The sequence below is a fragment of the Allobosea sp. Root483D1 genome (assembly GCF_001429505.1).
GTDB lineage: Bacteria > Pseudomonadota > Alphaproteobacteria > Rhizobiales > Beijerinckiaceae > Allobosea.
Genome location: NZ_LMJW01000016.1, coordinates 323,526 through 348,836, shown reverse-complemented (window position 1 = coordinate 348,836; position 25,311 = coordinate 323,526). Strand labels below are relative to the sequence as shown.

Here is a 25,311-nt window from a genome sequence, read left to right as displayed (position 1 = left end):
CGGCAGGCTGCGGGCGTCGGTGGTGATGAAGCGGTCACGCCCGACGAGCTGAACTCTTCGAACTACGGCTAGATCATCGCGCGCCCAGTCGGGCGCGATCACGATGATCTATCACATTGTTATCGCATCGGATTATTCCGAAAAGTAGATTCCACTTTTCGGTCCGATGCTATAGCGCGGCAATGGCAAAACGGGATCCCATTCAGGAGGCCATCGGCGACGGCCGAGCGGCGACCTTTGATCCCGAAATGCTCTCTTGGATCTCACGCCGGGCGAGGCGCGCGTCACGCACCTGCTGACATATCGGGACAGAGCGCGGCCGAGATCGCCAAGGCATGGGGCGTCCGCGCCCTTCACGGTCTCGGGTCTTCTGATCGCTAAGAATGTGGCGCTGGTCGAAGCCGGTTTCGACCTCGCCATCGGCAAGAGCGCCACGCTCGGCCCGAAACTCAGTCATCTTTCGCCATTAGTGTTCGCCTGGAGTTGCGCGAGCAGCCAACCGTTGAATGCTCCAATGATTGGCGTTTCCTGAAAGCCGTTCGGGCATACGAGATACAGTGATCGGTTTGCAGGAACGCTGGCGGCAAACGGGGCGACGAGTCGTCCGGTATCGAGCGCGTGCCTCGCAGTGAGATGGTCTCCCACGGCGACACCCTGACCGTAGATGGCCGCTTCGAGACAGAGTTGGGCATCTGGAAGATATTGCCGGGTGTAGGATTTTCCCCGCACGCCCGAGGATTGCAGCCACCTCTGCCATTCTGTCCCGTCGTCGGACTGCAGAAGCACGTGCCGGTCGAGATCGCGGATCGATCGAAGCGGAACCCGTCCGGCAAGATTGGGGCTGATCACAGGGAAGAGGTTCAGGCCCGCGAGCAGATGCACCCACATGTCCGGCCAGTTGCCGTCCCCATACAGGATGTTGACGTCTCCTTTCCCAGCATCTGGGTCCGAGGAACTCGTAGAAACGAACCTGACCTCAACATCTGGCAGATGCGCTCGGATCGACTCGAGCTTCGGCATCAGCCAGTAGGACAGGAATGCCGGCACGCAGCCCACACAGAGCTTTCCGTGCGAGACTCGCTTTTCGATCTTCGTTATCGAGCCGGACAGGATATCGAAGGCTGCGGCGCTGTCGGCATAGAGCTGTTCCCCAGCCCGCGTGAGGCTGACCTTCCGCTTTCCCTTTTCGAGCAGCCTTACCCGCAGGCCGGCCTCGAGCGCCCGCAGCTGATGGCTCACCGCACTCGGCGTGACATGCAGTTCCCCCGCCGCGCCGGTGAGGCTTCCATGCCTGGCGACGGCCTCGAAGGCTCTGAGAGCATTGAGAAGGAGAGGTCGACGGCGCATCAGGTCCACAAATTTTTCTCATCATAGGCTCCTTAATATTCTCAATTGCAATAGGTTTTCTCGCAAGCAATCTGTCTGGACTATTCGCCGTGATCGTCATGAGTGCAGGGAGCCAGCGACAATGTGGGACTCGGATAATCTTGCCGCGCTCCGGAGCAGGTTCGGGAAGGCCTCCGGCGGGGCAATGGAGACGCCGGCCTATCAGCGGATCGCCGACCTGATCTTCAAGGACGGAGACCGGCGCGAATTCCCCTATGCGGGTTTCCCGACACTGCTGGACGCGCCTGCATTGAACCTCGCCGAGAGCCCGGATCGCCTTGGCGGGTTGCAGGTCGCTCTTCTCGGAATCCCGATGGATCTCGCCGTGACCAACCGGGCCGGCTCGCGGTTTGGCCCGCGCGCCTTGAGGACCGTCGAGCGGATCGGACCTTACAACGATGCGCTCGGATGTGCCCCGGTCCACGAAATGCGCGTGGCCGATATCGGGGACGTGCCGTTTCGTAGCAGGTTCGACCTGGCGACGAGCCACGAGGATATAGAGCGCCACATCGGCAGGATCGTCGATGCCGGCGTCATCCCGCTATCGGTCGGTGGAGACCATTCGATCAGCCACCCCATCCTGAAAGTTCTCGGCCGCCACGGCCCTGTCGGCATGATCCATATCGACGCCCATTGCGACACTGGTGGCGTCTATGAAGGCGAGCGCTTTCACCATGGCGGCCCGTTCCGGAACGCCGTGCTCGACGGCGTACTCGATCCCACTCGGACAATTCAGATCGGGATCCGCGGCTCGGCCGAGTACATCTGGGAGTTCTCCCGGATATCGGGGATGACGGTGATCCCTGCCCGCGAGGTTTCCGGGCTCGGCCTGCCGGCGATCATCGAGAAGGCGAGAGCGGTCGTGGGGGACGGGCCGACATATCTCTCCTTCGACATCGACAGCCTCGACCCGGCATTCGCCCCGGGCACCGGCACGCCGGAGGTGGGGGGGCTCACAAACCGCGAAGCCCTCGAGATCCTGCGCGGGATGAAGGGTGTCAATCTGGTCGGCGGCGATGTCGTCGAGGTCGCGCCTGCCTATGACGCGACGAGTAACACGGCCCATACCGCGGCCCAGATGCTGTTCGAGATTCTGAGCCTCATCCTGTTCAGCCCCTCGCTCCGCGAAGCGGCCCGCGTTTGATCAGCTTCCGGCGATCGAGGCTTCGAGGCCGGCCTGTGCTTCCTTCCGCCTGCGGGGGGCAGCATCGGCCGGGCGAGGTGGCCCGGTATGCCGCTGGCGTTGGAATTTAGTCTGGGCGCGGGAGGATAAGTCGCCCGGATTTCATCAGCTTTCCCGGGAGATCATGCCCGATCAATGTCTCCGCCAGATGGGCGGCGCTGATCAACGCCTCCAGGTCGAGACCCGTCTCGACATCGTTCGCCTGGCACAGGAACGCCAGATCCTCGGTGCTGAGATTGCCCGCCGCCTTGAGGGCGTTGCCGGAGAATGGGCAGCCTCCCATCCCACCGATGGACGTCTCGAATTCACGCACTCCCAGTTCGAGGGCGGCCTGGGCGTTGGCGATGGCCAACCCGCGCGTATCGTGGAGATGGAGCCGGATGATCATTTCCGGCCAGGTCTCGCGAATGGCGGCGATGCATCGCCTGATCATCAGCGGGGTCGCCCAACCCATGGTGTCGCAAAGTGTGATCCGGCGAATCTCGGCGCCGTTGTCGCAGCACATCCGGATCGCGCCGGCGATCAGGTGCCGAAGATCGCTCGTCGGGATGGCGCCTTGAAAATTGCAGCCGAAAGCCGCCAGCACGGAGAGCGTGTCGGCCTCGATTCCAGCACCGCGATAAGCCTCGATCCAGCCCGGTATCGCCGTGAAATCGTCGTCGATCCCCCGATTGGTGTTGCGCTGTGCGAAGGCTTCGCTGGCGCTGAGCGAAAGCAGGCCGTCCACCGTGATGGCTGGGCAGGCGAGCGTCTCCCGCAGCCCGCGCAGATTAAGCCAGAGGGCGCGATAGGTCACGCCTTCACGGGCGGAGAGCCGTCCCGCCAACTCCTTCGTGTCGGCCATCTGCGGCACGAGTCGCGGGCTGACGAAAGAGCCGATTTCTATGTCCCTGAGCCCCGCCGCAACGAGATGCTCCGCCAGAGCGAGCTTCTCGTCAGTGGCCAGTATGCGTGGCTCGATCTGGAGCCCGTCGCGCAGCCCGACTTCCAGGATCGAGATGTCTTTCGGCAGATCGGCCACAGATCGTCGTCTCCACGGGGGCAGGTCTGTCGTCGCATGACAGCTCGGGCTCGCCGGCAACATCAAAAAAACGGAGCGAAACATCGGGGCGGCAGCAGCATTCGCCCAGCACGGATGCGCCGTGATGGCGGCGGTCGATACATCGCTCGCTTCGATGTATCTTGAGTCACTCGCTATTTTTTGCCGAGAAAAACAGTGTCAGCGTGACCGGACAATAACGGTTCACGGGAGGTTCGAATTGAAATCCATCGCTCGCCTTGCGCTCTGCCTGTCGCTGTTTCCCGCTGTCGCCCAGGCCCAGCCGCTGCGGATCGGCACCTCGGCCGATGCCCCTCCGTGGGAATCCGTCGACGCGAACGGAAAGCTCGTCGGCTTCGACATCGATCTCGGCAATGAGATCTGCGCGCGGATCAAGCGCGAGTGTCAGTTCACCAATCAGGCTTTCGACGGCCTTCTTCCGGCGCTGCTCGTCAAGAAGTTCGACGCGTTGATGACCTCGATGGCGATCACCGAGAAGCGCAAGGAGAGCGTCAACTTCACGCGCCCCTACGCCCCGATCGTCATCAGGCTCGTGGCCGCCAAGACATTCCCCGATCGCAATATCGAGACGGTCCCGGCTCTGGTGAGCCGCCTGGCAGGCAAGGTCATCGGCTGCCAGCGCGGCTCGACTCAGGAAGCGATGCTGAAGGCACATTTCCCCAAGGCGACGATCCGCACCTACGCCCGCATCGACGAGATCATCGCCGATCTCAAGGCCGGCCGCATCGATGTCGCCTCGTTGAACGGGGCGAACTGGCAGCGCCAACTCGTCGGCGAACTCGCCGAGAAGTACGATTACCTCGGCCCCAAGCTCTCCGGCGACACGTTTAAGGAGCTCGGCGAAGGCTATGGCATCGCCTTGCGCAAGGAGGACGTCGAGCTGCAGAAGCAACTCGACGGCGCCATCGAGGCCGTCTTCGCCGACGGGACGGCCGACAAACTGGCCGAAAAATGGCTCGGCTTCAGCCTGTCATTCAAATAGGCGCCAGAGGCGGCGGCGCTGCCCTCTGAAGGTGCAATCCACTGCCCGGCGCGCGTCCGGGCAGTTTCCCCGCTCGGCGCAGAGCGGGACTGGCAGGACAGGCATGCAGGGACTACAGGCCTTCTGGCCTCAGCTACTCGACGGCACGCTCATCACCTTGCGTGTTTCCGTCAGCAGCCTCGCGCTGGGGCTCGCCGCGGGCATCCTCCTGGCGGGCGCGGTGCTCCACGGCCCGCCTCCCGTCAGGGCTCTGATCCGGGGTTACGTCGCCGTCATTCGGGGGCTCCCGGATCTCCTGATCATCTTCCTCGCCTATTTTGGCGGCACCGTGCTCCTCAGCCGGATCGCGGGTTCCTATGTCGAGGTCGACGGGCTGGCGGCAGGGATTTTCGCCCTGACCGTGGTCAGTGCGGCCTATTTCTGTGAGATATTCCGGGGCGCGCTCCAGAGCGTGCCTCAAGGTCAGCGTGAGGCAGGCCGCGTTCTCGGGCTGAGTGCTGGGCAGACCTTCCTTCTCGTCCTGATGCCCCAGATGCTCGCCCGAGCCCTGCCCGGTGTCGGCAACCAGTGGCTCGTCCTGCTCAAGGAGAGCGCACTCGTGTCCGTCGTCGGACTCGAGGAGTTGATGCGCGTGGCCAATATCGGCGCGGCCGCGACCGACAACCACCTCGGCTTCTACCTGACGGCGGCGCTCATCTACATAACGATCACCGCCATCTCGACTGTGCTGTTCAAGTCGGCGGACGCTTGGGTCTCGCGCGGCCAGGTTGGTGTACGCCCATGAACTTGTCTCTGTTCGCAGAAGCTTTCATGCCATTGCTGAGGGCTACCGGGACGACGCTGTCCCTCGCGCTTCTGTCGTACGCGGTCGGCCAGGTTCTCGGGTTGCTGGTCGCGCTCGCCCTGGTCTCGCGCAGCCGCCTCGTGAGCCTGCCGGCTTTCCTCTACACGTTCTGCCTGCGCGGGAGCCCGCTGCTCGTACAGGTCTTTCTCCTCTACTATGCGCTGGCTCAGATCGAGGCCGTGCGCACTTCGATTCTTTGGCCTTATCTGCGTGAACCCTTCTTCTGCGCGGTTCTGGCCATCGGGCTGAACTCCTCAGCGTATGTCGGCGAACTCATGCGCGGTGCGATCACCAACGTCGCGCGCGGACAATGGGAGGCGGCGCAGGTACTGGGCCTCGGTCGCGGCCAGGCATTCGTCTACATCGTACTGCCGCAGGCCTATCGCGCGGCGCTACCAGCGCTCGGAAACGAAGCCATCCTCGTCCTGAAGGCGACCGCGCTGGCAAGCGTCATCACCTTGATGGACGTCACCGGCGTGGCACGCACACTCGTCGCCGACACCTACGCTCCCTTCGAAATCTTTGCGCTCGCAGGCCTGTTCTACCTTGCCATCGGCTATGTGATCACCCGCGCGTTCGGGCTCGTCGAGCAGGTCCTCTCGATACCGGGCACGACGCCCGGTCGGCTGTGAGGGAAGCCCTATGTCCCAACTCCAGCCCCGCGCCCTGCCGATTCGCTCGCTACTCTTCATCCCCGTGCTCTCGCAGGCATTCATCGAGAAGGCCCACACCCGCGGCGCCGATGCGATCGTCCTCGACATGGAGGATTCGATCGCACCGGAAAGAAAGCAGGAGGCGCGTTCCCATCTCGCCCATGCTGTCGCGCGGCTGGCCGCCCATGCCGTCCTGAGCTGGGTGCGGGTGAACAAGGCGCTGCTCGAGGAGGACATCGCTGCCGCCGTGGCCGCCCGCGCGACCGGCATCGTGCTGCCGAAGGCGGAATGCGCCTCGGATGTGAAGCACGCCGAAGCGCTGGTGACCGCGGCCGAGAAGCGCTCCGGCGCTCCTGAGGGGGCGGTCGCGCTGATGGCGGACATCGAGACCGCCAAGGGGCTGGTCGCGGCGCCAGCCATTGCGGGTTCGAGCGGACGTTTGCGCGCCCTCGGCTTCGGAGAGCAGGATTTCGCCCAGGATCTCGGTGTCGCCGCGTCGCCGGAGGCGTTGACGGCGCCAGCCCAGCAGGTCGTCATTGCAGCGAAATCCGCAGGCCTGGAAGCGATCGGCCTTCCGGGCAGCAGCGTGGATTTCCGGGACCTGCCGGCGCTCGCGGGAATAGCGCGCCATGCGCGCAGGCTGGGCTTCACCGGAGCCGCCTGCATCCACCCATCGCAGATCGGAATCCTGAACGAGGCATTCTCGCCCTCTTCGAGGGAAGTGGCCGAAGCGCGGGAACTCGCAACGGCATTCGCCGCCGCGATTGCCGGGGGGCTCGGCGCGATCGCACATAACGGAACGATGGTCGACGAGCCCATTTATCGGCGCGCGCGCGCCGTGCTCGCGCGCCATGAGCAGTTAACCCGCCCGCCCCGCGACAGCCAATGACGAGCAACCCGACCATGACGCAACATCCCAACGCTCCGACAGGCAGGATCGTCTCCTATGCTCCCGACGCCGCCGGCCCGCTGACCGGGCTCAAGGTCCTCGATCTGTCGCGCCTCGTCGCCGGCAATGTCCTGTCGGTTCAGTTGGCCGATTTCGGCGCGGATGTCGTCAAGATAGAACCTCCGGAAGGCGATGCGCTGCGCTTCTGGAAAGAAGCGGGCAAGGAGCTCTACTGGGCCAGCTACTGCCGCAACAAGCGCTCGATCGGACTGAACCTGCGCGACCCGAAGGCGCGCGAGATCCTGCTGGACATGGTGCGCACGGCCGATGTCCTCGTCGAGAACTACAGGCCCGGAACGCTGGAGAAGATGGGCTTGGCTCCCGCAGTCCTCCATGAGGCGAACGATCGCCTTGTACTGGTAAGGATCTCGGGTTTTGGCCAGACGGGCCCCTATTCGCCCTTGCCGGGCTTCGGAACGCTGGTGGAGGCGATGAGTGGCTTCGCGGCCCGCACGGGCTTTCCCGACCGCGAGCCGGTCCTGCCCCAGAATCCTCTCGCGGACATGATGGCCGGCCTGCAGGGGGCCTTCGCGGTCGTGACGGCGGTACTGGCGCGCAACGAAAAGGGTGTCCGCAACCAGATCGTAGACGTGGCGTTGCTCGAACCGCTCTTCTCGACAATGGGGACCGACCTCGCGGTCTACAGGCAGAATGGCCAAGTGGCGCCACGCCAGGGCAGCGGCTCCAACGGGTCGGCGCCGCGCAACGTCTACTGTTGCAGAGACGACAAGTTCGTGGCGCTGTCGGCCTCGACCCAGTCGACGGCAGTGCGGGTCTTCGACGTCATCGGGCGACCGGAGCTGAAGGACGACCCGCGCTTCGCGACCAACACGACCCGGGTGGAACACCGCGAAGATCTTGACGACGCCCTGGCTGCCTGGTTCGCCACAAAGACAAGGCCTCAGGCATTGGCCGCGATGCAGGCTGGCGAGGTACCGGTTGCCGCGATTTACGACGTGGCCGACATCTCGGCCGATCCGCATTTCATCGAACGTGAGGTCTTCGTCGAAGCCGAAGACGAGGATGGGAGCTATGTTCCGATGCACAACATCAGCCCGCGGCTATCGGCCTCGCCCGGCGCGTTCAGATGCCCGGCACCGCGGCTTGGCGAACACAGCGACGATCTCCTGGGTGCGCTCGGATACGGCCTCGACGACATTCGCGCGCTTCGATCCGCAGGCGTCGTGATCTGATGATTGGCGCGCCCGTCATCAACGACATTGACCGGCGTGTCGCGCCTGATCTGGTTTCCGCGCTTTCTGAGGTGCCCACGCCTATCATCGGCGACGTGTTCGGCAGGCTTTCGGGCATGCAGGGCCTACGTCGCTTCGACCGGAACGGAAGGCGCGCGGGAAGCGCCTTCACGGTGCGCGTTCGTCCGGGCGACAATCTGTATCTCCACAAGGCGCTGCATATGGCGCAGCCCGGCGACATGCTCGTCGTGGACGGTGCAGGCGATGTCGGCAACGCCCTCATCGGAGAGATCATGATGCGGCAGGCCGTCGCTCGCGGGCTTGCGGGCTTTGTGATCGATGGCGCGGTGCGGGATATCGGCGCCTTCCGCGAGGGGCCCGTGCTGTGCTTGGCGCGCGCCCATTCGCTGCGCGGACCGTTCAAGACGGGTCCGGGCGAGATCAACACCCCCGTAGTCGTGGGGGGAACGACCGTGACCCCCGGCGATGTCGTCGTCGCGGACGATGACGGCGTGATCGTTGTCCCGGCGTCCGATGCCGCCGCAGCCCTCGCAGCCGCCAAGGACCGCATGGCGGAGGAGGAACGACTTCTCGCGGATATCGCATGCGGGCGCGAGGACAACGCCTGGATCGACGCGATGATCTATCCGAATGGCGCCAACTAGAACGCGCGCTACCGGAAAACCTCAGTTCGGCCGAGATGACCTCGCGGCCATGGAACTCAGTTCGCCTCTGCGCGGCAATGCCGCGCCAGGTTCCGATGACGCCGCGAGGTCTCGCGCAGTGTCGCGCTCCCGCCGCTTGAATGCCAAAATCCAGCCGTTGACGGCCCTCGATAGGAGCGCAGTGCAGTGCGTTTGTCGGATATCGATCTGAGACTGCTTCGGGTTTTCAAGGCCATCGTCGAAGCACGCGGGCTGGTCGGTGCTCAACTCACATTGAACATGGCCCAGTCGACCGTCTCGACACATTTGTCGGAGCTTGAAAAGCGGCTTGGGTTTCGCCTCTGCCACCGAGGCCGGGCCGGGTTTTCCCTCACCCGGGACGGGCAACAGATCTATGAGGGATGCGTCGAGCTGTTTTCGGCCGCCGACCGGATCCAGAACATCGCAGCGTCGATTTCCGGCAGCATGAAAGGCGTCCTGCGGATCGGCATGATCGACGCCGTCATCTCCAACCGGGTGTGGAACCTGCCCGCGATCATCCGCTCCTTCAGCGAGCACGCCAGCGAGGTCGTCATCGAACTGAAGGTCGGCTCCTCCGCTGAGATGGAACAGGAGCTGATCGAGGGAAAGCGGGACATCGTGATTGGCTCTTTCTTCCACAAGCGTGTCGGCCTCAACTATATTCCGGTATTCCGGGAGCGGCAGTCGATCTACTGCTCGCTTGACCACGAGCTTGCGTCAAAGAAAGAGGTCCCCGTCGAAGAGCTTTCCTCCTATCCTTTCTTGGTCAGACGGTATCTCAACCGCTACAATATCGAGAAGATAAGCGGAAACATCGTGCCCAACGCTTTCGTGGAAAACATGGAAGCACATGCTGCCCTGATCCTGTCCGGGCGTTTTATCGGCTTTCTGCCGCAGCATTATGCGGAGGCTCTGCCGCCCCACGCCCGCCTGCACAGGATCCCCGCCAGCCCGAGCGTCGACTATCTGTCGACATTCTACATCATCTACCGAGCTCAAGGGGATGACAATATTTTGGTTCGTAATTTCTTGAACAGGGTCAAAGAAAATCTCCCGGATGAAATCGCCGAAGCGTAAAAAACAGACATAATAATAAAACGAACATGCATCTCCGCAAAATCTCACATCGAAACAAGAATCAAAATGATAACTATAGAGAGCATCCATAAAAACTATGGTGAAGCGACAGTTCTCCAGGACATTTCGTTGACGGTTCTGTTGGGGGAGCGTGTCGTCATATGTGGGCCTTCGGGATCCGGAAAATCGACATTGATCCGCTGCGTCGCGGGACTTGAGACTCGGGCGCGCGGCGCGATTTCCGTAGGCGAACGTGAGCTGGCCTCAGATTGCTCCAACGTTGCGGCATTTTCCGGGGAAATTGGAATGGTGTTCCAACAGTTTAACCTCTTTCCCCATCTCACGGTGCTCGACAATCTGATGCTCGCGCCGAGGAAGGTGCGCAAGCTTCCGAAAGATGCGGTTCGAGCGCGGGCGATATCGTTGCTTGAGCGTGTCCGCATCCAGGACAAGGCCGACGCTTACCCGGGCCAGCTTTCGGGCGGGCAGCAGCAGCGCGTTGCGATCGCTCGGGCCTTGTGCATGCAGCCGCAGGTCATGCTGTTTGACGAACCGACCTCGGCGCTCGACCCGGAAATGGTCAAGGAGGTTCTGGGCGTCATGACCGATTTGGCGAACGAGGGCATGACGATGATCATCGTCACTCACGAGATGAGCTTCGCTCGGACCGTGGCCGACCGCGTCGTGTTCATGGATGGCGGCGCCATCGTAGAAGAGGCGCCGCCAGAGGCCTTCTTCCAGCATCCGCAGAGCGCTCGCGCTCGGGAGTTTTTAAGCCGAATGAGTGCGCATTGATCTGCCCGGCGCTTGCATCGGCCATTGTTGGCTTCGATGGCAGCATCGCTTGGTGTTGCGCGCTGATATTTTGTATCCTGAGCGCCCCTTGCTCTCCCGAGCATGAATGTCCGCTTCGCGGCAATTTGCAATGTCTGCATCTGGCGCTAGCCGGAAGTTTGCGATTCGCGCGAATTGCGCACGCAAGCGTCATCTTTCAGTCAAAGGCGGTCGCGGAGGCATGCAGCTTCTTGCGGCCTCGGTCACTCGTTGGGGCGCTTATTGGGGTTGGCAACTGATTCTTCAGATAATAACTAAACGATATCAAATGCTTGCAGGAAGGGAAAATGGCGGAGACGGAGGGATTCGAACCCTCGATACCCTTGTGGGGTATGCTCATTTAGCAAACGAGTGCCTTCAGCCTCTCGGCCACGTCTCCGTTGGAAGGCTCTATGCCCGATCGCGACCCGCTTTGACAAGCCGTCCCGACGATCGATCGACAGGCATGGCGCAAATCGCCCCGATCGAACTGTTTCAATGGCCGCCGGAACCATCGATGCGCTCGACCCAGGCCATGGCTTCGTCCAGCGTCGCGAAGACAGGGCCCGGCATCTGCGCATCCTCGGCCTCGTTCAAGCCAAAGCGGATGCCATAGCCATCCACTTCACGCCGAATCGCGATCAATGACGGCTTGGCGAAGGGCTTGGTAGTGGCGAAGGCTTCGGCGGCTGACATGGGCAGTTCCCGTTCGGTCGCCGGACTGAACGGCCCAGCGCCTGAACGGTTCCCGAACGGCGCGTTCAGGAGACGGGCAGCACTTGCGCCCACCCGCAACAAAAAAGGGCCCGCGGCACGCCGCAGGCCCTCCCTCGCATCTGAAGCAGATCGTCAGTCGGCGGCGACGATCTTGCCGGCTTCCCACTTGTACATGGAGAAGCTCGGCGAGCTCAGATCGCCGGTCTTGCCATAGGTCAGCGTACCGATCGCGGTCTTGACCTCGAGGCCAGCCTTCAATGCCTTGGCGACCGCGTCGGCCTTGGCGTCCTTGCCGGCCTTCTCGATGCCGGCCTTCAGCACCTCGACGGCGGCATAGGCGTTGAGCGTGAAGGCCTCGGGCGGAATGCCCTTCTCCTTCAGCACCGCCACGGCTTCAGCCGAGGCCGGGTTCTTCAGCGCGTCGGTGGCGTTGGTGAAGAGGGTGCCGGCCGCGGTGTCGCCGCCGATCGCCCAGAGTTCGGTGTTGGAGAGGCCCTCGCCGCCGATGATCGTCGCCTTGACGCCGGCATCATGCAACTGGCGGGCGAGCAGGCCGCCTTCCGGGTGGTAGCCTCCGAAATAGATCAGTTCGGCGCCGCCCGACTTCAGCCGGGTGATCACCGCCGCGAGGTCCTTGTCGCCCGGATTCAGGGTGAGATAGGCGACCTCGGTGATGCCGCCGGCATTGATGCCCTTCTTGAAGGAATCGGCGAGGCCTTTGCCATAGGTCCCCTTGTCGTGGACGATGGCGATCTTCTTGGCCTTCAGGTTCTTCAGGACGTAGTTGGCGGCGACCTCGGCCTGCTGGTCGTCGCGGCCGCAGGTGCGGAAGACATTGGCGAGGCCGCGGTTGGTCAACGCCGGCGAGGTCGCGGTCGGCGTCACCATCAGGACGCCGCTCTCGGCGAAGACGTCGGACGCGGCCATGGCGACACCAGAGGTCACCGGGCCGACGACGAAGCGGACCTTGTCGCCGACCAGCAGGTTGGCGGCCGAGACGCCCTGCTTGGGATCGCCGGCATCGTCGGCGAGCTTCAGGACGACCTTCTCACCGGCGATGCCACCCTTCTTGTTGATGGCGTCGACGGCGGCCTGGGCGCCGTTCTTGACCTGATCGCCATAGGCAGCGACGGCGCCAGTCAGCGGCGCGAGCAGGCCGATGGTGATGTCGGCGCGCGCCGGGGCGCCTGCGAGCATCGCCGCGGCGAAGGCTGTTCCGATGAGGAATCGGGCTTTGAGCGTCATGTGCGTCTCCTCGTGAACCGTACAATTTTTGCGTGCGACCCAACCCGAGGATCGCCTGCGACCTGTATAGGCCAGCGCGAGGCGGCGCGGCACTGCGTGGCGCGTTTCTGAGCAGATGCGAAAATGCATGGCAGACATGGCGGCGGCGGCGATCGGGCCCGGCGAGGGCCGGGGCATCAGATCAGCCAGAGCGCCTGCACGATCATGACCGCCCCCATTCCGAGGATGACGCCGCCGCAGGCGCGGGCGACGCGTTCGCCTGCTGAGGCGAGCCGCTCGGTGGTGATCGCCGCGGTCACGACGGCCATCGTCGGCAGATCCATCACGCCGCCGACGAGCAGGAGCGCGATCAACCCGGCGCAGGAGGCGCAGCAGGCGAGGCCGAGCCGCAGCCCCTGCCTCATCGCGGCGAGAGCGCCTGCGCCTCGCTGAGCGATTTGCTGGCAACAACCGAGCAGGTCGCCCTTCAAAGCCGAGACCTGGAAAGCGCCGGCCGCGATCACGATCACGGCGGCCAAGAGCGGCATGAAGCAGGCCAGTCGCGGCCAGCGCATCGCGACCTCCAGCAGCGCGGCACCGCCGACGAAGACCGCCAGCCCGAGCGCTGTCCAGACCCCGAGATAGCCGAGGCCGGCCAGAGCAGCGCACAGCCCTGCCCTGGTTTCTCCGGAGTGCAGCGCTGCCTCTCGGCAGCGCCAGAGCACAGGCGCGAGCGAGGGCAGCATCATCGCCAGCGTCATCGCGATCCACATGCCGAGGAAGGAGCCGGCGGCCGCCGGCCAGGAGCCGCCGCAGAGCGGCGTCCAGGCCGTCGACATCGACCAGCCGCCCGCCATCGGCACCTCGCCCATATCGGCCATGGCAAGGCAGATCAGGATGGTCGCGGTCGCGCTGGCGACGAACAGCAGGGCGCAGACGGCGAAGAACATCCGCCCCGCCCCCACGACGGAGACGCCGGACGGGTTGCCCGACGCTCCGCGACCAGCATGCGGCCGGGGGCTCAGGCACAGCATGATTGGGCCGTCGCGGCAGAAGGCGCGAGGTAGGCATCGCGGAGGCGCCACCAGGGCCCGCTCGGCTCGTTGCGACCCTTCGGCGCGCGGTCGAGCCAGGGATATATGCTCCAGATCGCGTCCACGCCGCGTCCGTAGCTCGAATAGGTGTGGTAGATCGCGCCGTCCTCGCGGATGAAGGCGCTCATCCCCGGCCGCTCGCGCATATAACCTGACGGTGTCGTGCCGCTCTGCACGGCGAGCCCGGAGACGATGTCGTTGCTGCTCCAGTCGACCTGCGGCTCGCGCTGGAAATTGTACTCGACCGCACCCTGCCGCTCCTGCTCCTCGCTGTAGGAGGCGCTGAAGTCGAAGTTGAAATCGCCCGTCGCAGAGGAGGCCCAGGGAAAGCTCCAGCCCATGCGCCGCTTGAAGGCGACGAGCTTGTCGAGCGGCGCCAGCGATACCGCGGTCAGCGTCACGTCATGGTTGGCGAGATGGACGTGGATGCCGTTGAAGCCGTCGGCGATCAGCGAGCAGGACGGGCAGCCGGCGGAAAAGTCCGGCCCGAACATGAAATGGTAGATCAGAAGCTGCGAGCGCCCGGCGAAGAGGTCGGCCAGCCCGACCTGCCCGGCTTCGGTGACGAAGCGATAATCCTTGTCGACCTTGACCCAGGGCAAAGCCTGGCGCTGTCGCGCCACGGCGTCGCTCTGCCGCGTCAGCGCCTTCTCGACCGCTAGCAGGTCGAGCCGGGCCCTGAGCCAGTCCTCGCGCGTTCCAGTGAGATGAGCCGTCATGATGCTTGCTCCTGTCGTCGGTTGACATTCGCCGCTCGCCGTTTCGCGATGCGGCGTCGCGGTCAGGGGTACGCTTGAGGCGACAGGGAGCGGGAGTGACAAGTTTGGCGGGATTTCGGGCTGTGGCATGGATTCGCTGATCACGGCAGCCGGGCGAGCCTTGGCGGCGGGCGACCCGTTCGGCGCGCTCAACCGCGTCGCGCTGCGCGAGGATGCACCGGCGCTGGCGTTGCGCGGCATCGCCATGGCGCAACTCGGCGACCTCGCCCGCGCCAAGGTGCTGCTCAAGCGCGCCGGCCAAGGCTTCGGTACGAAGGAACCGGTAGCGCGGGCCCGCTGCATTCTCGCCGAGGCCGAAATCGCCCTGGTCTCGCGTGATCTCGGCTGGCCAGCCAAGGCGCTCGATGCGGCGCGCGCAACTCTGGAAGCCCATGGCGACCGCCTCAACGCCGCTCATGCCCGCACGATCGCGGTGCGCCGCCTGCTGCTGATCGGCCGGCTCGGGGAAGCCGAGCGCGTGCTCGCCGGCTTCGACGAGAACCCGCTGCCGCCGGCGCTGGAGGCGGCGCGAGCGCTCGCCATCGGTGGCATCGCGTTGCGACGGTTGCAGGCGGAACCGGCCCGCGCAGCGTTCGCACAGGCGGCAGAGGCAGCTCAGCGTGCCCGCATCCCCGCTTTGGTGGCCGAGGTCGAGGCCGCCGCGCGCGTGCTGGAGGCGCCGGCTGCTCGGCTGATCGCGCAGGGCGAGGAGCGCCCGCTGATGCTGGGCGAGGTCGCGGCGCTGCTCGCATCATGCAGCTTCGTCGTCGATGCCTGCCGCAATCTCGTGCGCGAGGCCGGTACAACCGTGCCGCTCGCCACCCGGCCCGTGCTGTTTTCGCTCGCGCGCACGCTCGCCGAGGCCTGGCCGGCGGATGCCTCGCGCGAGGTGCTGCTGGCCCGCGCCTTCCGGGCGAAGGAGGCCGACGAGTCGCATCGCGCCCGGCTGCGGGTCGAGATCGGGCGGCTGCGCGCCGAATTGCACGGGATCGCCGAGATCAGCGCGACGAAACGCGGCTTTGCCCTGAAGCCGCACCGGGCGCGCGAGGTCGCGGTGCTGGCGCAGCCGCTGGAGGAGCCGCATGCCGACGTGCTCGCCCTCCTCGCCGATGGCGAGGCCTGGTCGAGCTCGGCGCTGGCGCTGGCGCTCGGGGTGAGCCAGCGCAACATGCAGCGCGCGCTGGAGGCATTGGCCGAGGCCGGCAAGATCCAGTCCTTCGGCAAGGCGCGGGCGCGGCGCTGGCTGACGCCGCCGGTGCCGGGTTTCCCGACAGCCTTGTTACTCCCGGCTCCGCTGCCGGATGGCTAGACCTCGTCCCGGTCCAACCGAACAGAGGAGATCATCTCATGACCAGGACAGCCACCATCCTGCGCGAATACGGCCCCTTCCCCGGCGTCGAGGCCGTGCACGGCGTCAGCTATGACGGCAGACAAGTCTGGTTCGCCTCGGGCGACAGGCTCAATGCGCTCGATCCGGAGAGCGGGCAGACCGTGCGCAGCCTCGACGTGCCCGCCCATGCCGGCACCGCCTTCGACGGCAAGCACCTCTACCAGATCGCCGAGGACCGCATCCAGAAGATCGATCCGGAGAGCGGGCGCGTGCTCTCGACCATTCCCGCCCCGGCCGGCGGCGGCGATTCCGGCCTCGCCTGGGCGGAGGGCACGCTCTGGGTCGGCCACTACCGCGAGCGCCAGATCCACCAGATCGACCCGGAAACCGGCAAGGTGCTGCGCACGCTGCAATCCAACCGCTTCGTCACCGGCGTGACCTGGAGCGATGGCGAGCTCTGGCACGCGACCTGGGAGGATGAGGAGAGCGAGATCCGCCGGGTCGATCCTGAGACCGGCAAGGTGCTGGACGCCATGCGCATGCCGGAAGGGACCTTCGTCTCGGGCATGGAGGCCGGCGGCGGTCGCTTTTATTGCGGGAGCGGCCAGGGCGGGACAGTCAGGGCGGTGAAGCGCGGCTGAGGGCGCGGCGCCCCGCGCTCAGAGCAGCTGCGTGCCCTTCAGCAAAGCCACGAGCTGGCCCTGGCGGCGCGTCCCCGTCTTGCGAAAGATGCGATCGAGATGGGTGCGCGCCGTGGTCATCTGGACACCGCTCTCGGCCGCCGCCGCCTCCAGTGACAGCCCACCTGCCAGGGATGTCGCCAGCTTCGCCTCGGCCGGCGTCAGATCGAACAGGCCGGTCAGGATGGTCGGTGACGGGACGGCGGTGCTCGCCGAGACCCTGGTCGCCACGACCAGCAGGTCCGCGCCCGAAAAAATATCGAGCGCCGATCGACGCAATGGCAGGAGATGAACGATCAGGGCCGGCCGCTCATCCGTAGCCGGAATCGGGATCGAGCGGACCGAGGGCTCGATGTCGGCCCGCGCCGCCGCAACGGCCTGCTGGAACAACCGGTTGGCCTCGGCGTCGGCAATGGCCATGCGGCCGAGCGCCGCCGGCCGGAAGACCGAGGCCATCGCTTCCATCAAGGCGTTGACCGCCTGCACCGGGCCCGTGCTTCTCATGATCGCCGCCGGTAGCCCCATCGCCTGGAGAGCCGAAACGGTCGTATGGGCGCGCTCCAATCCCAGCCGCACCGCCATCAGGCCTGCGCGCGCCAGATGCGGCCGAAGCCTGTCGAGCCCCTCGATCTCGCTTTGGCGGTAGTCGCCATCCTCCTGCCAGCGCTGGAAGACATAGGTGACCAGCTCTCCGCCCGGCATCGGGACCGCCGTGCAGAGATGGGCGCCGATGCCGAGGGCCCGCAGACGCATCCTCTGGGCATCGCGTTCGATGTCTTCGGGCGTCATGAACGCCTCGACATGGACGAAACGGGCCGGCTGCAAATTGTACATCCGCAGCACGCCGGGAAACCGCCAATGGTCGCCATTCACGAACTCGTCGAAGACGCGCTGGACGTCCCTGAGCGATTCATCACGATCCGAAGACGCGGAACTCAACTTGCCCCGAACGGGCGACTTGTCGCTCAGAACGAGAATCGAGCCGGTGGCGGAATCCGACAGGCGCGAGGCACGCGTCAGGACATCCGACCATTTTTCGGGGACGAACGCCGCCTCGTAGATCCGATCGATCAGGTCTTCGGCCATAGCGGCTATCCCGAGCCTGTCCGCGGAGCGCTGCGTGGAGCACGGACCATCACAATAGCTGCGCGCCCTTCAACAGGGCCACGAGCTGGCCCTGGCGGCGCGTACCGGTCTTGCGGAAGATGCCGTCGAGATGGGTGCGCGCCGTGGTCTTCTGGATACGCGCCTGGGCCGCGGCCTGCTCCAGCGACAAGCCGCTCGCAAGGGCCGCCGCGAGCTTGACCTCGGCCGGGGTCAGGTCGAACAGGCCCATCAGCACCTGCAGCGACGGCACGAGGCGGCTCGCGCTCACCGTGACGGCGGCGATCAGGATGGCGGCGCCGGAGAAGATGTCGCTCGCCGAGCGCCGCAAGGGCACGACATGGACGATCATCGCCGGCCAGTCATCCTCGGCCGGCACCGGGATCGAACGGGCGGCGGCCTCCTGATCGCCCTGGGCCGCCGTGAGCGCCTCCTGCAGCAGCTTGTTGTTGGCCGGGCGGGCGAGGCCGAGGCCGCCGAAGGCGAGCGGGATCAGGGTTTGCGAGACGCTCTCGATCAGGGCGTTGCTCGCCATCACCCTGCCCTTGCCCGAGAGCACGGCCGCCGGCACGCCGAGGGCCTGCAGCGCCGCCACCGCCGAGAGCGCCCGCTCCATTCTCAGCCGCGCCGCCAGATAGGCGCTGCGCGCGAGATGGGGGTGGAACTCGTTCAGCGCCGCGGTCAGAGACGGGTCGAAACGCCCCTCCTCGCGCAGCCGGTTGAGGATGAAGACGACCAGTTCGCCCGTCGGCATCGGGATGATCGTGCCGGCCTGCTGGTCGAAGCCAAGCGCCTGCCCCAGCATCGCGGTCTCGTCTTGGGCGATCTCGGGCGAGAAATACTCGTCCGCGATGACGAATCCGCTGAGCGGATTGGCGAAGAAGAACGGGATGCGGCGGTCCAGCTTCCAGTGGCCGCCCTCCGACACCTTCGCCAGGAGATCGGCCGTGCGCCCGGTCGCGAGGTTCCTGATTGGCCGGGTGCTGTCGAACACCATCATCCCGCCGGACTCGGCGCCGCTGCGCAGGCTGATCCGATCGATGACGCGCGGCCATCTCTCCGGATCGAAGGCAGCCTCATAGATGTCGTCGGCAACGTCCCTGAGTATCGACAAACGCCGGGCGCCCCTTTCACGGCGATACAACCGTTATTCAGTGAACGGCAGAACCACCAGGCAAGACAAGCCCTAACGGAAGCTAAAACATCGATCGCCGCCGCCGGAAGCCCCCTGCCGCACTAGAGCATGTCCGCGTTTCTCCGAATCGCGGACATGCTCCAGCTCATTGTTTTATCGCATTTTCTTCACACGAACCGGTGTCCACTTCGCTCGAATATACTCTAGCGGGCGACACGTCCGCGCAGCCGCGTCCCGTTCGGCAGGCGGCAAGAGCAGGCCGCGCCGGCCCGGGCGCGGCTCGGCGCCGCGCAGGCCCGGCGCGGGGTCTTGCAATAGGCGACGACGGCTCGCCGGGGCGAGGGATCATCGACCGCCCCGTAGCGCGGCATGTAGATCGGATTCGACGAGCGCGGCGCGCCGCGCGGCGTCCCGCCATAGTCGACCGGCGGGCCGGCGCCGGGCAGGCCGCCTGGTCCCGGCGCATGTAGCCTGATGTCGGGCGTACTATCGAAGATCGAGGGCGGCCCCAGGCCCTGGCGCGCGCCCCCCGGCGCCAGCGGCGCATTGCCCGGCGTGCCGATCTGGGCGAGCGCCGGATCGACCAGCAGCAGCGCGGCCAGGACTGCCGCCATCATCGCGCGTGCCATCATCGCCCTGCCCTCGCCTTCTTGTCCGCGGCAGGCATTCTGCCGGATGTCACGCCTCGATGGGAGTGGCAGGACAACTGCCCGGCCGATCAGCCAGTTCCCTCACCGCCGTTCTCTGCCGTGGGCGCCGGCCGGCCGGCCCGGCGCTCGATCGAATGATCGACGATCAGCAGGCCCAAGGCGAGCACGGTCGCCGAGAGCACGATCGCATGATCGCCGAGCCCGGCGGCGCAGCCCAGCGCCGCCGTGACCCAGATCGCCGCCGCCGTTGTCATGCCCTGCGGTGTCGTCTGCCCCTCGCGCAGCACGATGACGCCGGCGCCCAGGAAGCCGATGCCGGTGATCAGCCCCTGCACGACGCGGCTGGCGGCGTCGATCTCATGCGGCTCGCTGAAGATCGTCGCCGCGGCGGCGGTACCGAGGCCGACGAGCCCGAAGGTGCGGATGCCGGCCGCCTGCTGCTTGCCAGTGCGCTCCCAGCCGACGACGATCCCGGCCGCCATCCCGGCCAGCAGGCGCAGCAACAGATCGATCTCGCGCCAGATGTCGAAACTGATGTTGCCGAAATTCATGCCACTCTCCCCCACAGCGATTGCTCGTCGGGCCTCAACGCGCGAGGAAGCAAGGTGTTGCCGCGAGCGGCTTTCGTGATCCGGATTGGCGAAGCAAGGTTCGACAGATGCCCTACACCGACCCGCTCGAGCCGATGCTCCAACGCGCAGACGAACTGCGCCGCCAGATCGCCCTGCGACTTGTCGAGGAAACCGGCGCCACGCCACCACCCTCCCCGTCAGCAGATCAGATGGCCGCCGCCGACGAGGCGATCACCGCCTGGGACGAGCAAGGCGAGGAAGAGCAGGATCAGCGGGCCTTCCGGGATATCGGGCCGTTGCAGGAGTTGCTGGCGGAGTATCAGAATCTAGCCGAACAGATTTACGACATTCGGGATCGGCGACTGTCGTGATCGACATAGGTTGAATTGACGCCCTTCGCTCCAGCAACTTACGCTTGTGTTGGCTGCCAAGAACAAAAAGCTGCAGCCTCGGGGGGAGCGATGATTAGGGTGGGGTGCGCGGTCCTTGTGGCTGCTGTGGCAACCGGCTGCGTTTCTGATCGTGTACGATTCAACGCTGGGCCTGGACAGACCGCATTGATGCGGGAGGGTAAGCCTGCGGTTTCTTCAGTAGGCAAAGAATCCGTGGTTCTGCTGAGCCGCAGCGGCCGTGAAATCCCGGCCGGTCAGCGTGTTGGCTTCGTTGTCGCCATGCAAAACCGTGGAAAGGCGCCGCAGAATTTCACGGTCGCCGAGATTCAGGTCGAACAGTCTTTCGGTGCAGGTACAACGGGGCAGCCCCTCGAAGTTCTGACTTTCGAGAAGCTGCAGCAGGAAGAGAAAACACGGCAGGTCGTCTCTGCCATCCTCGTCGGTGTCGCCGCCGGTGCAAACGCAGCTGCGGCGTCGCAGGCAGGCTATTATCGGTCGAACAGCACGATCTATACGCCCCGCGGAACTTACATCGCCACAACGACCGGCTACAGCCCGGCAGCAGCGGCAATCGCATCGGCAAACGCCTCGGCGCAGAATGGAGCGATGATTGAGTCCTCAATCGCTCAAGGGCAAGCAAACATGGCTCGCCTTGAGAATGATTACATCAAGGATCACACATTACTGCCGGGCGAGTGGTACGGCGGCACGGTTGGCATTGCACCTCCTGCAGGAGATGCGAAGCAGAAGACCTATCAGATCCGCGTCCGCGTTGGGGCCGATGTTCACGTGTTCGACGCTGTGCAAGAGCCTGCTAGCGGCTAACAATCGCCAAAACTGCAGAGACTCTGATTCAGAAGCTTCAATGTCCAGTTCAGCAGCAAGGACAGACCCGGACACAAAGTGTCGGGACGCTAGAAACCAGTTTTTTGAGAAAGCAGCGCTCAGCGGAAAAATGGTGCCCAGGGCTGGAATCGAACCAGCGACACTGCGATTTTCAGTCGCATGCTCTACCAACTGAGCTACCTGGGCGTCCCGCGAAGCGCGCTGCGCTCCGGTTGGTGGAGGCGATATAGAGGCATGGGCATGGGCTGTCCAGCCGACAAACGATCCTGCCCCTCTGAAATTTTCATTAGAGCCCACACAAGCGTCGAACCCGCGGCCTGCACGGCCGTTTTGCTGCGCTGGAGCGGATGGCGCCGCCAATCCGACAAGCTGCCAGAACGGCCGTCTTTCCGGCGTGAATAAACCCTGGAACCAAAGCGACGCGGCCAAGTTGATGCGGCGGCGCTGGAAACGGCGCCGTGCCTACCGCCGATCTGGAGCAAGCCGCGGATGTACCGGTGGCTCGATCGCGCGGGAGGCGGAATTCAGGGCGATCAGCCCACACGGAAAGTCCTGACTCGTCGCGCGGCGGTCAGAGAACGGCCCGGCGTCCTCCCGAGAGGGAAACGCCGGGCCTTTCTTTGCCGGGCTCAGTCGTCCTCGCCCCGCCGCGTCGGCACTTCCTCGGCCTCTTCCACCGGCTCGCCCGGAATCACGTAATTGCCCTTGAGCCAGCGGCCGAGGTCGATGTCGGAGCAGCGGCCCGAGCAGAAAGGCTTGAAGCGCTGCACCGCCGGCTTGCCGCAGATCGGGCAGGGCCGCGCAGGCGGGGCGGGATTCTCGGGTTGTTCAGGCGCCATATTGCAAGGTCACTCCGCCATCGACAGGAAGCTCGATGCCGGTGACATAGCGCGCTTCGTCGCTGGCGAGGAAGAGCGCTGCCCAGGCAACGTCCCAGGCCTCGCCCATATGGCCCATCGGAACCTGCCGATCGCGCGCCGCCCACATCGCGGCGACGTCGCCCTTGCCATAGGTCTGGGCGAGCCCGGCCGAATGCTCGACCATCGGCGTCTTCATCAGCCCGGGCAGCACGGCGTTCACGCGGATCTTCTCGGGCGCGTATTGCGCCGCCGTCGTGCGGGTGAGCTGGTTCATCGCCGCCTTGCTGGCGCCATAGCTGGCATAGGGCACGCCGGTGTGGCGGATCGAGGCGATCGAGGAGATGTTGATGATCGAGCCGCCCCGCCCGTCCTCGGCGAACTGGCGCTGCATCACCGGGATGACGTGCTTCATCGTCAGGAAGCAGCCGGTCACATTGACCTTGAAGACGCGCTCCCAGGTTTCGAGCGGCAGGTCGACGACGCTGCCGACCTCGGCGATGCCGACATTATTGTCGAGCACGTCGATGCGGCCATAGGCCTTGAGCGTCGCCTCGACGAGGGCGCGCAGATCGTCCTCACTGGTGACGTCGGTGCGGATCGCGAAGGCCTCGCCGCCCTCGCCCTTGATGATGCTCGCGGTCTCCTCGGCCGCCTCGAGATTGCGGTCGGCGCAGACGACCCTGGCGCCCTCGCGGGCGAACACGGTCGCGGTCGCCTTGCCATTACCCCAGCCCGGGCCGATCGAGCCCGCGCCCGCAACGATCGCGACCTTGCCTTCGAGACGTTTCGTCATACCGGTGTTCCCTGCCCTGCGTTCGTTCGCTATCGGAGCCTTTGTGATGGCGCCACCATCGGCACTCGCCGTCTCTGGAGCAAGCGCATGGCATGCACGCCGGCATGCGCTCCAGATGCTCAGGCGAGCTGCGCGGCCGCGAGGGCGATGGCCGTGGTGAGGCCGACGACCAGTGCGAACCAGGGCCAGAGCGAGCGCATCGCCTGCCCGGTCTCGGCCGTCGTCGCCTTGATCAGGACCTGGCCCATGGTGACGCGGACCGGGCTCACCGCGGTGAGCAGGCTGCCGGCGACGACCGCGGCGGCGATCACCGCGAGCCGCGCCTCGCCGGCCGGGACGAGCGCGGTGGCGAGCGGCATCGAGACGGCGCCGGCGCCGGTGTTCGAGCCGGTGAGATAGCCGCCGAGCGCGCCGGCAATAGGCACGACGCCGGCCGACCAAGAGCCGAGCACGCTGCTGACGGCGAGGCCGATGCCGCCGGCGAGGCCGGAGCCGACCATGATCCAGGCCATGCCGACGAGCAGGAAGGTCAGCAGCGCCGCGCGCCCCGCGCGCTGCAGCGTCAGCTTCATCAAGCCCACGGCCAGCTTCGTCCCGCCTTGCTGGATGGCGACCACGAGCGCGATGACGATCAGCGGCAGGGCCGGCGAGAGCAGCGGAGTGAAGGCCGAGGCATCGGCGAACGGCTTGAAGGACGGGTGCTCCAGCCGGTCATGGATCGCCGGCACCAGCCGCATCAGCGCCAGCGCGACGACGAGCGCGATATAGGGCATGAGCCGGTCCAGCAGCGCCCGGTCGAGCCCGGCCCAGCCCCTGACCCGCAGGAAGCGCAGCAGCATCACCGGCGCGAGCGCCGCGATGGCGGCGAGCTCCAGCGGCAGCGTGAGATTGGCTGCGACCAGAAGGGCCATCAGCAGCAGGATGAGGCCGGCCCATTCGATGCGGTCGGCGAGTGCGGGCGGCAGGCCGGCCTGGCGCGACAGCCGCCAGAACAGCGGCAGCAGCGCCACGCCGAGCAGGGCGGTCACGACCGCGATCCGCCAGATCAGCGCGGTCAGCGAAACACCGGCGATATCGGCGCTGATCCTGGTGCCGATGCCGAGCGCGCCCCAGGGCACCAGGATCTGGCTGAAGGTGGCGAGCGCCAGCGCCGGCGCCTTGTCGACGCCGAGCCGGCGGGCGCCCGAGACCGCGACGACATAGCCGACGCCAAAGCCGGTCGCGGTTTCGAGGAACGGCCCACGCAGCAGGCAGGCCTCGGCGAGCGCGCCATGCTCGGGACGGGCCGGGTCGACATCGGCCTGCGCCCGCTCGAGGCTGAGTGAGAAGGCGAGCCCGGCGATGATGACCAGCGTCGCCGGCAGGCCGATCCAGGCGCCGGCCGCGAAATGCCTGATGATCGCGGCCGCATCCGGCTGCGCGGGACCGGCGAAGAAGGCGACAAGCGCGGCGCAGATCGTGCCCAGCGTGCCGGCGGTCAGCGCCGTGCGTCCGGAGAGAATCAATCCAAGGAAGAGGATGAGCGGCGAGAGCCAGATCAGGACCATGATCGCCTGGCTTCAGGTTCGCTCAGCCGACATTCAGCCAGCCCAAGCGGATCGGGAAGCCCTCGCCGCCGAGCAGATTGACCGTCTCGTAGAGCGGCAGGCCGACCACGCCGGTATAGGAGCCGACGAGCTTGACGACGAACGACCCGGCGATGCCCTGGATGGCATAGGCACCGGCCTTGCCGCGCCATTCGCCCGAGGCGAGATAATTCTCGATATCGTCATTGGAGAGCCGCTTGAAGCGCAGGCGGGTCTCGACGATGCGCTCGCGGATAGAGCCGGAGGGGGTCGCCAGCGCGACGCCGGTATAGACGCGGTGGGCCCGGCCGGAGAGCAGGCGGAGGCACGCGGCCGCCTCGTCGACGATCTCGGCCTTGGGCAGGATGCGCCGGCCGACCGCGACGACCGTGTCGGCGGCGAGGATATAGGCGCCTTCGAGATCGGGCCGCCCTTTCAGCCCGGCGAGCCCCGCCTCGGCCTTGGCACGGGCGAGCCGGCGGGCGAGGTCGCGCGGGCGCTCGCTCTTGAGCGGGCTCTCGTCGAGATCCGACGGCAACAGCGCGTCGGGCTTGAGACCGGCCTGTTCGAGCAGAGCGAGGCGGCGCGGCGAGGCCGAAGCCAGGACCAGCTTGGGCCGCCAGCCCGGCGGCTTCTGGGAGCTGAAGAGATTCAAAGCGTGTCGGCTCGCTGCGCGTCGAGAACGGATTTCCCGCATGGCTTTAGAGCATGTTCCGCCGAACTGGGAACCACTTTCGCGATCACGGCATGGTTGCATGCGGCCGG

General features: G+C 65.7%; 27 protein-coding genes and 2 tRNA genes. 13 read left to right on the top strand and 16 right to left on the bottom strand.

The genetic code is table 11. The annotated features are described in order from the left end of the window. Positions 1-453: 453 nt before the first annotated feature. The gene (locus ASE66_RS14555; protein ID WP_057190413.1) at positions 454-1,347 is read right to left on the bottom strand and encodes a LysR substrate-binding domain-containing protein; all 894 of its coding nucleotides are present in this window, start codon (positions 1,345-1,347) and stop codon (positions 454-456) included. A 121-nt stretch (positions 1,348-1,468) separates the two neighbouring features. Here ASE66_RS14555 and speB point away from each other — a divergent pair, with 121 nt between their 5' ends. Beyond that, on the top strand, positions 1,469-2,530 hold the full coding sequence (gene speB, locus ASE66_RS14550) for an agmatinase (RefSeq protein ID WP_057190354.1): 1,062 nt from the start codon (positions 1,469-1,471) through the stop codon (positions 2,528-2,530). Positions 2,531-2,636: 106 nt separating this feature from the next. On the opposite strand, the gene ASE66_RS14545 is transcribed toward speB, so the two are convergent. Continuing rightward, positions 2,637-3,590: a hydroxymethylglutaryl-CoA lyase gene (locus ASE66_RS14545; RefSeq protein WP_057190352.1), complete on the bottom strand. Its 954-nt coding sequence runs from the start codon at positions 3,588-3,590 to the stop codon at positions 2,637-2,639. Positions 3,591-3,828: 238 nt separating this feature from the next. Between ASE66_RS14545 and ASE66_RS14540 the strand changes: the two genes are divergently transcribed. The 8 genes from ASE66_RS14540 to ASE66_RS14505 all read left to right on the top strand — a co-directional run bounded on the left by ASE66_RS14540 (position 3,829) and on the right by ASE66_RS14505 (position 10,808). Continuing rightward, on the top strand, positions 3,829-4,611 hold the full coding sequence (locus tag ASE66_RS14540) for a transporter substrate-binding domain-containing protein (protein WP_057190351.1): 783 nt from the start codon (positions 3,829-3,831) through the stop codon (positions 4,609-4,611). Positions 4,612-4,714: 103 nt separating this feature from the next. Next, positions 4,715-5,395, top strand: coding sequence for an ABC transporter permease (locus ASE66_RS14535; protein ID WP_057190349.1), 681 nt, complete (start codon positions 4,715-4,717; stop codon positions 5,393-5,395). Continuing rightward, positions 5,392-6,087, top strand: coding sequence for an ABC transporter permease (locus ASE66_RS14530; protein WP_057190348.1), 696 nt, complete (start codon positions 5,392-5,394; stop codon positions 6,085-6,087). Before ASE66_RS14535 ends, ASE66_RS14530 begins: the two co-directional genes overlap by 4 nt. Before the next feature lie 10 nt (positions 6,088-6,097). Then, positions 6,098-6,997, top strand: a complete 900-nt coding sequence (locus ASE66_RS14525; protein WP_057190346.1) for an HpcH/HpaI aldolase/citrate lyase family protein — start codon at positions 6,098-6,100, stop codon at positions 6,995-6,997. 14 nt (positions 6,998-7,011) lie between these two features. Further along, positions 7,012-8,250 (top strand): CaiB/BaiF CoA transferase family protein, encoded by a 1,239-nt coding sequence (locus tag ASE66_RS14520; protein WP_057190411.1) that lies wholly within the window; start codon positions 7,012-7,014, stop codon positions 8,248-8,250. Further along, a complete protein-coding gene (locus tag ASE66_RS14515; RefSeq protein WP_057190344.1) occupies positions 8,250-8,915 on the top strand; it encodes a hypothetical protein in 666 nt (221 codons plus the stop codon). Before ASE66_RS14520 ends, ASE66_RS14515 begins: the two co-directional genes overlap by 1 nt. Before the next feature lie 186 nt (positions 8,916-9,101). Then, positions 9,102-10,013 (top strand): LysR family transcriptional regulator, encoded by a 912-nt coding sequence (locus ASE66_RS14510; RefSeq protein ID WP_057190343.1) that lies wholly within the window; start codon positions 9,102-9,104, stop codon positions 10,011-10,013. 66 nt (positions 10,014-10,079) lie between these two features. Then, on the top strand, positions 10,080-10,808 hold the full coding sequence (locus ASE66_RS14505) for an amino acid ABC transporter ATP-binding protein (RefSeq protein WP_057190341.1): 729 nt from the start codon (positions 10,080-10,082) through the stop codon (positions 10,806-10,808). A gap of 327 nt (positions 10,809-11,135) precedes the next feature. On the opposite strand, the gene ASE66_RS14500 is transcribed toward ASE66_RS14505, so the two are convergent. The 5 genes from ASE66_RS14500 to ASE66_RS14480 form a co-directional block, all read right to left on the bottom strand. Beyond that, positions 11,136-11,226 (bottom strand) — tRNA-Ser (locus tag ASE66_RS14500). A gap of 95 nt (positions 11,227-11,321) precedes the next feature. Continuing rightward, positions 11,322-11,522, bottom strand: coding sequence for a hypothetical protein (locus ASE66_RS14495; RefSeq protein WP_057190339.1), 201 nt, complete (start codon positions 11,520-11,522; stop codon positions 11,322-11,324). A 153-nt stretch (positions 11,523-11,675) separates the two neighbouring features. After that, a complete protein-coding gene (locus tag ASE66_RS14490) occupies positions 11,676-12,788 on the bottom strand; it encodes a branched-chain amino acid ABC transporter substrate-binding protein (RefSeq protein WP_057190337.1) in 1,113 nt (370 codons plus the stop codon). 176 nt (positions 12,789-12,964) lie between these two features. Then, the gene (locus ASE66_RS14485; protein ID WP_057190335.1) at positions 12,965-13,717 is read right to left on the bottom strand and encodes a DUF2182 domain-containing protein; all 753 of its coding nucleotides are present in this window, start codon (positions 13,715-13,717) and stop codon (positions 12,965-12,967) included. A gap of 71 nt (positions 13,718-13,788) precedes the next feature. After that, positions 13,789-14,580 carry a DUF899 domain-containing protein gene (locus ASE66_RS14480; protein WP_057190332.1) on the bottom strand — a complete coding sequence of 264 codons (792 nt, stop codon included), beginning with the start codon at positions 14,578-14,580 and terminating at the stop codon, positions 13,789-13,791. A 127-nt stretch (positions 14,581-14,707) separates the two neighbouring features. Between ASE66_RS14480 and ASE66_RS14475 the strand changes: the two genes are divergently transcribed. Together ASE66_RS14475 and ASE66_RS14470 are read left to right on the top strand one after the other, a co-directional pair. Continuing rightward, positions 14,708-15,928: a hypothetical protein gene (locus ASE66_RS14475; RefSeq protein ID WP_057190330.1), complete on the top strand. Its 1,221-nt coding sequence runs from the start codon at positions 14,708-14,710 to the stop codon at positions 15,926-15,928. Between the two features lie 38 nt (positions 15,929-15,966). Further along, complete coding sequence (locus ASE66_RS14470; RefSeq protein ID WP_057190329.1) at positions 15,967-16,590, top strand: glutaminyl-peptide cyclotransferase; 624 nt, start codon at positions 15,967-15,969, stop codon at positions 16,588-16,590. A gap of 18 nt (positions 16,591-16,608) precedes the next feature. Here ASE66_RS14470 and ASE66_RS14465 read toward each other — a convergent pair whose 3' ends face one another. From ASE66_RS14465 to ASE66_RS14450, 4 genes are all read right to left on the bottom strand, one after another. Continuing rightward, positions 16,609-17,715, bottom strand: a complete 1,107-nt coding sequence (locus tag ASE66_RS14465; protein ID WP_057190327.1) for a helix-turn-helix transcriptional regulator — start codon at positions 17,713-17,715, stop codon at positions 16,609-16,611. Positions 17,716-17,764: 49 nt separating this feature from the next. Continuing rightward, entirely contained in the window at positions 17,765-18,847 is a 1,083-nt protein-coding gene (locus tag ASE66_RS14460) for a helix-turn-helix transcriptional regulator (RefSeq protein ID WP_057190326.1), read from the bottom strand. Positions 18,848-19,071: 224 nt separating this feature from the next. After that, on the bottom strand, positions 19,072-19,500 hold the full coding sequence (locus tag ASE66_RS14455) for a hypothetical protein (RefSeq protein WP_057190325.1): 429 nt from the start codon (positions 19,498-19,500) through the stop codon (positions 19,072-19,074). 86 nt (positions 19,501-19,586) lie between these two features. Beyond that, complete coding sequence (locus tag ASE66_RS14450; protein WP_057190323.1) at positions 19,587-20,069, bottom strand: MgtC/SapB family protein; 483 nt, start codon at positions 20,067-20,069, stop codon at positions 19,587-19,589. Between the two features lie 107 nt (positions 20,070-20,176). Between ASE66_RS14450 and ASE66_RS14445 the strand changes: the two genes are divergently transcribed. Continuing rightward, complete coding sequence (locus ASE66_RS14445; RefSeq protein WP_057190321.1) at positions 20,177-20,461, top strand: hypothetical protein; 285 nt, start codon at positions 20,177-20,179, stop codon at positions 20,459-20,461. Between the two features lie 234 nt (positions 20,462-20,695). Beyond that, positions 20,696-21,307 carry a hypothetical protein gene (locus tag ASE66_RS14440; protein ID WP_057190320.1) on the top strand — a complete coding sequence of 204 codons (612 nt, stop codon included), beginning with the start codon at positions 20,696-20,698 and terminating at the stop codon, positions 21,305-21,307. A 131-nt stretch (positions 21,308-21,438) separates the two neighbouring features. Here the strand turns inward: ASE66_RS14440 and ASE66_RS14435 are convergent. The 5 genes from ASE66_RS14435 to ASE66_RS14415 all read right to left on the bottom strand — a co-directional run bounded on the left by ASE66_RS14435 (position 21,439) and on the right by ASE66_RS14415 (position 25,201). After that, positions 21,439-21,514: transfer RNA gene (locus ASE66_RS14435), tRNA-Phe, on the bottom strand. Positions 21,515-21,957: 443 nt separating this feature from the next. Further along, positions 21,958-22,167 (bottom strand): DNA gyrase inhibitor YacG, encoded by a 210-nt coding sequence (gene yacG, locus ASE66_RS14430; protein WP_057190318.1) that lies wholly within the window; start codon positions 22,165-22,167, stop codon positions 21,958-21,960. Then, a complete protein-coding gene (locus ASE66_RS14425; RefSeq protein ID WP_057190315.1) occupies positions 22,157-22,981 on the bottom strand; it encodes an SDR family NAD(P)-dependent oxidoreductase in 825 nt (274 codons plus the stop codon). Before ASE66_RS14425 ends, yacG begins: the two co-directional genes overlap by 11 nt. Positions 22,982-23,100: 119 nt before the next feature. Further along, positions 23,101-24,528, bottom strand: coding sequence for a hypothetical protein (locus ASE66_RS14420; RefSeq protein ID WP_057190313.1), 1,428 nt, complete (start codon positions 24,526-24,528; stop codon positions 23,101-23,103). A gap of 22 nt (positions 24,529-24,550) precedes the next feature. Then, the gene (locus tag ASE66_RS14415) at positions 24,551-25,201 is read right to left on the bottom strand and encodes a Maf-like protein (RefSeq protein ID WP_057190311.1); all 651 of its coding nucleotides are present in this window, start codon (positions 25,199-25,201) and stop codon (positions 24,551-24,553) included. Between the last annotated feature and the right edge of the window lie 110 nt (positions 25,202-25,311).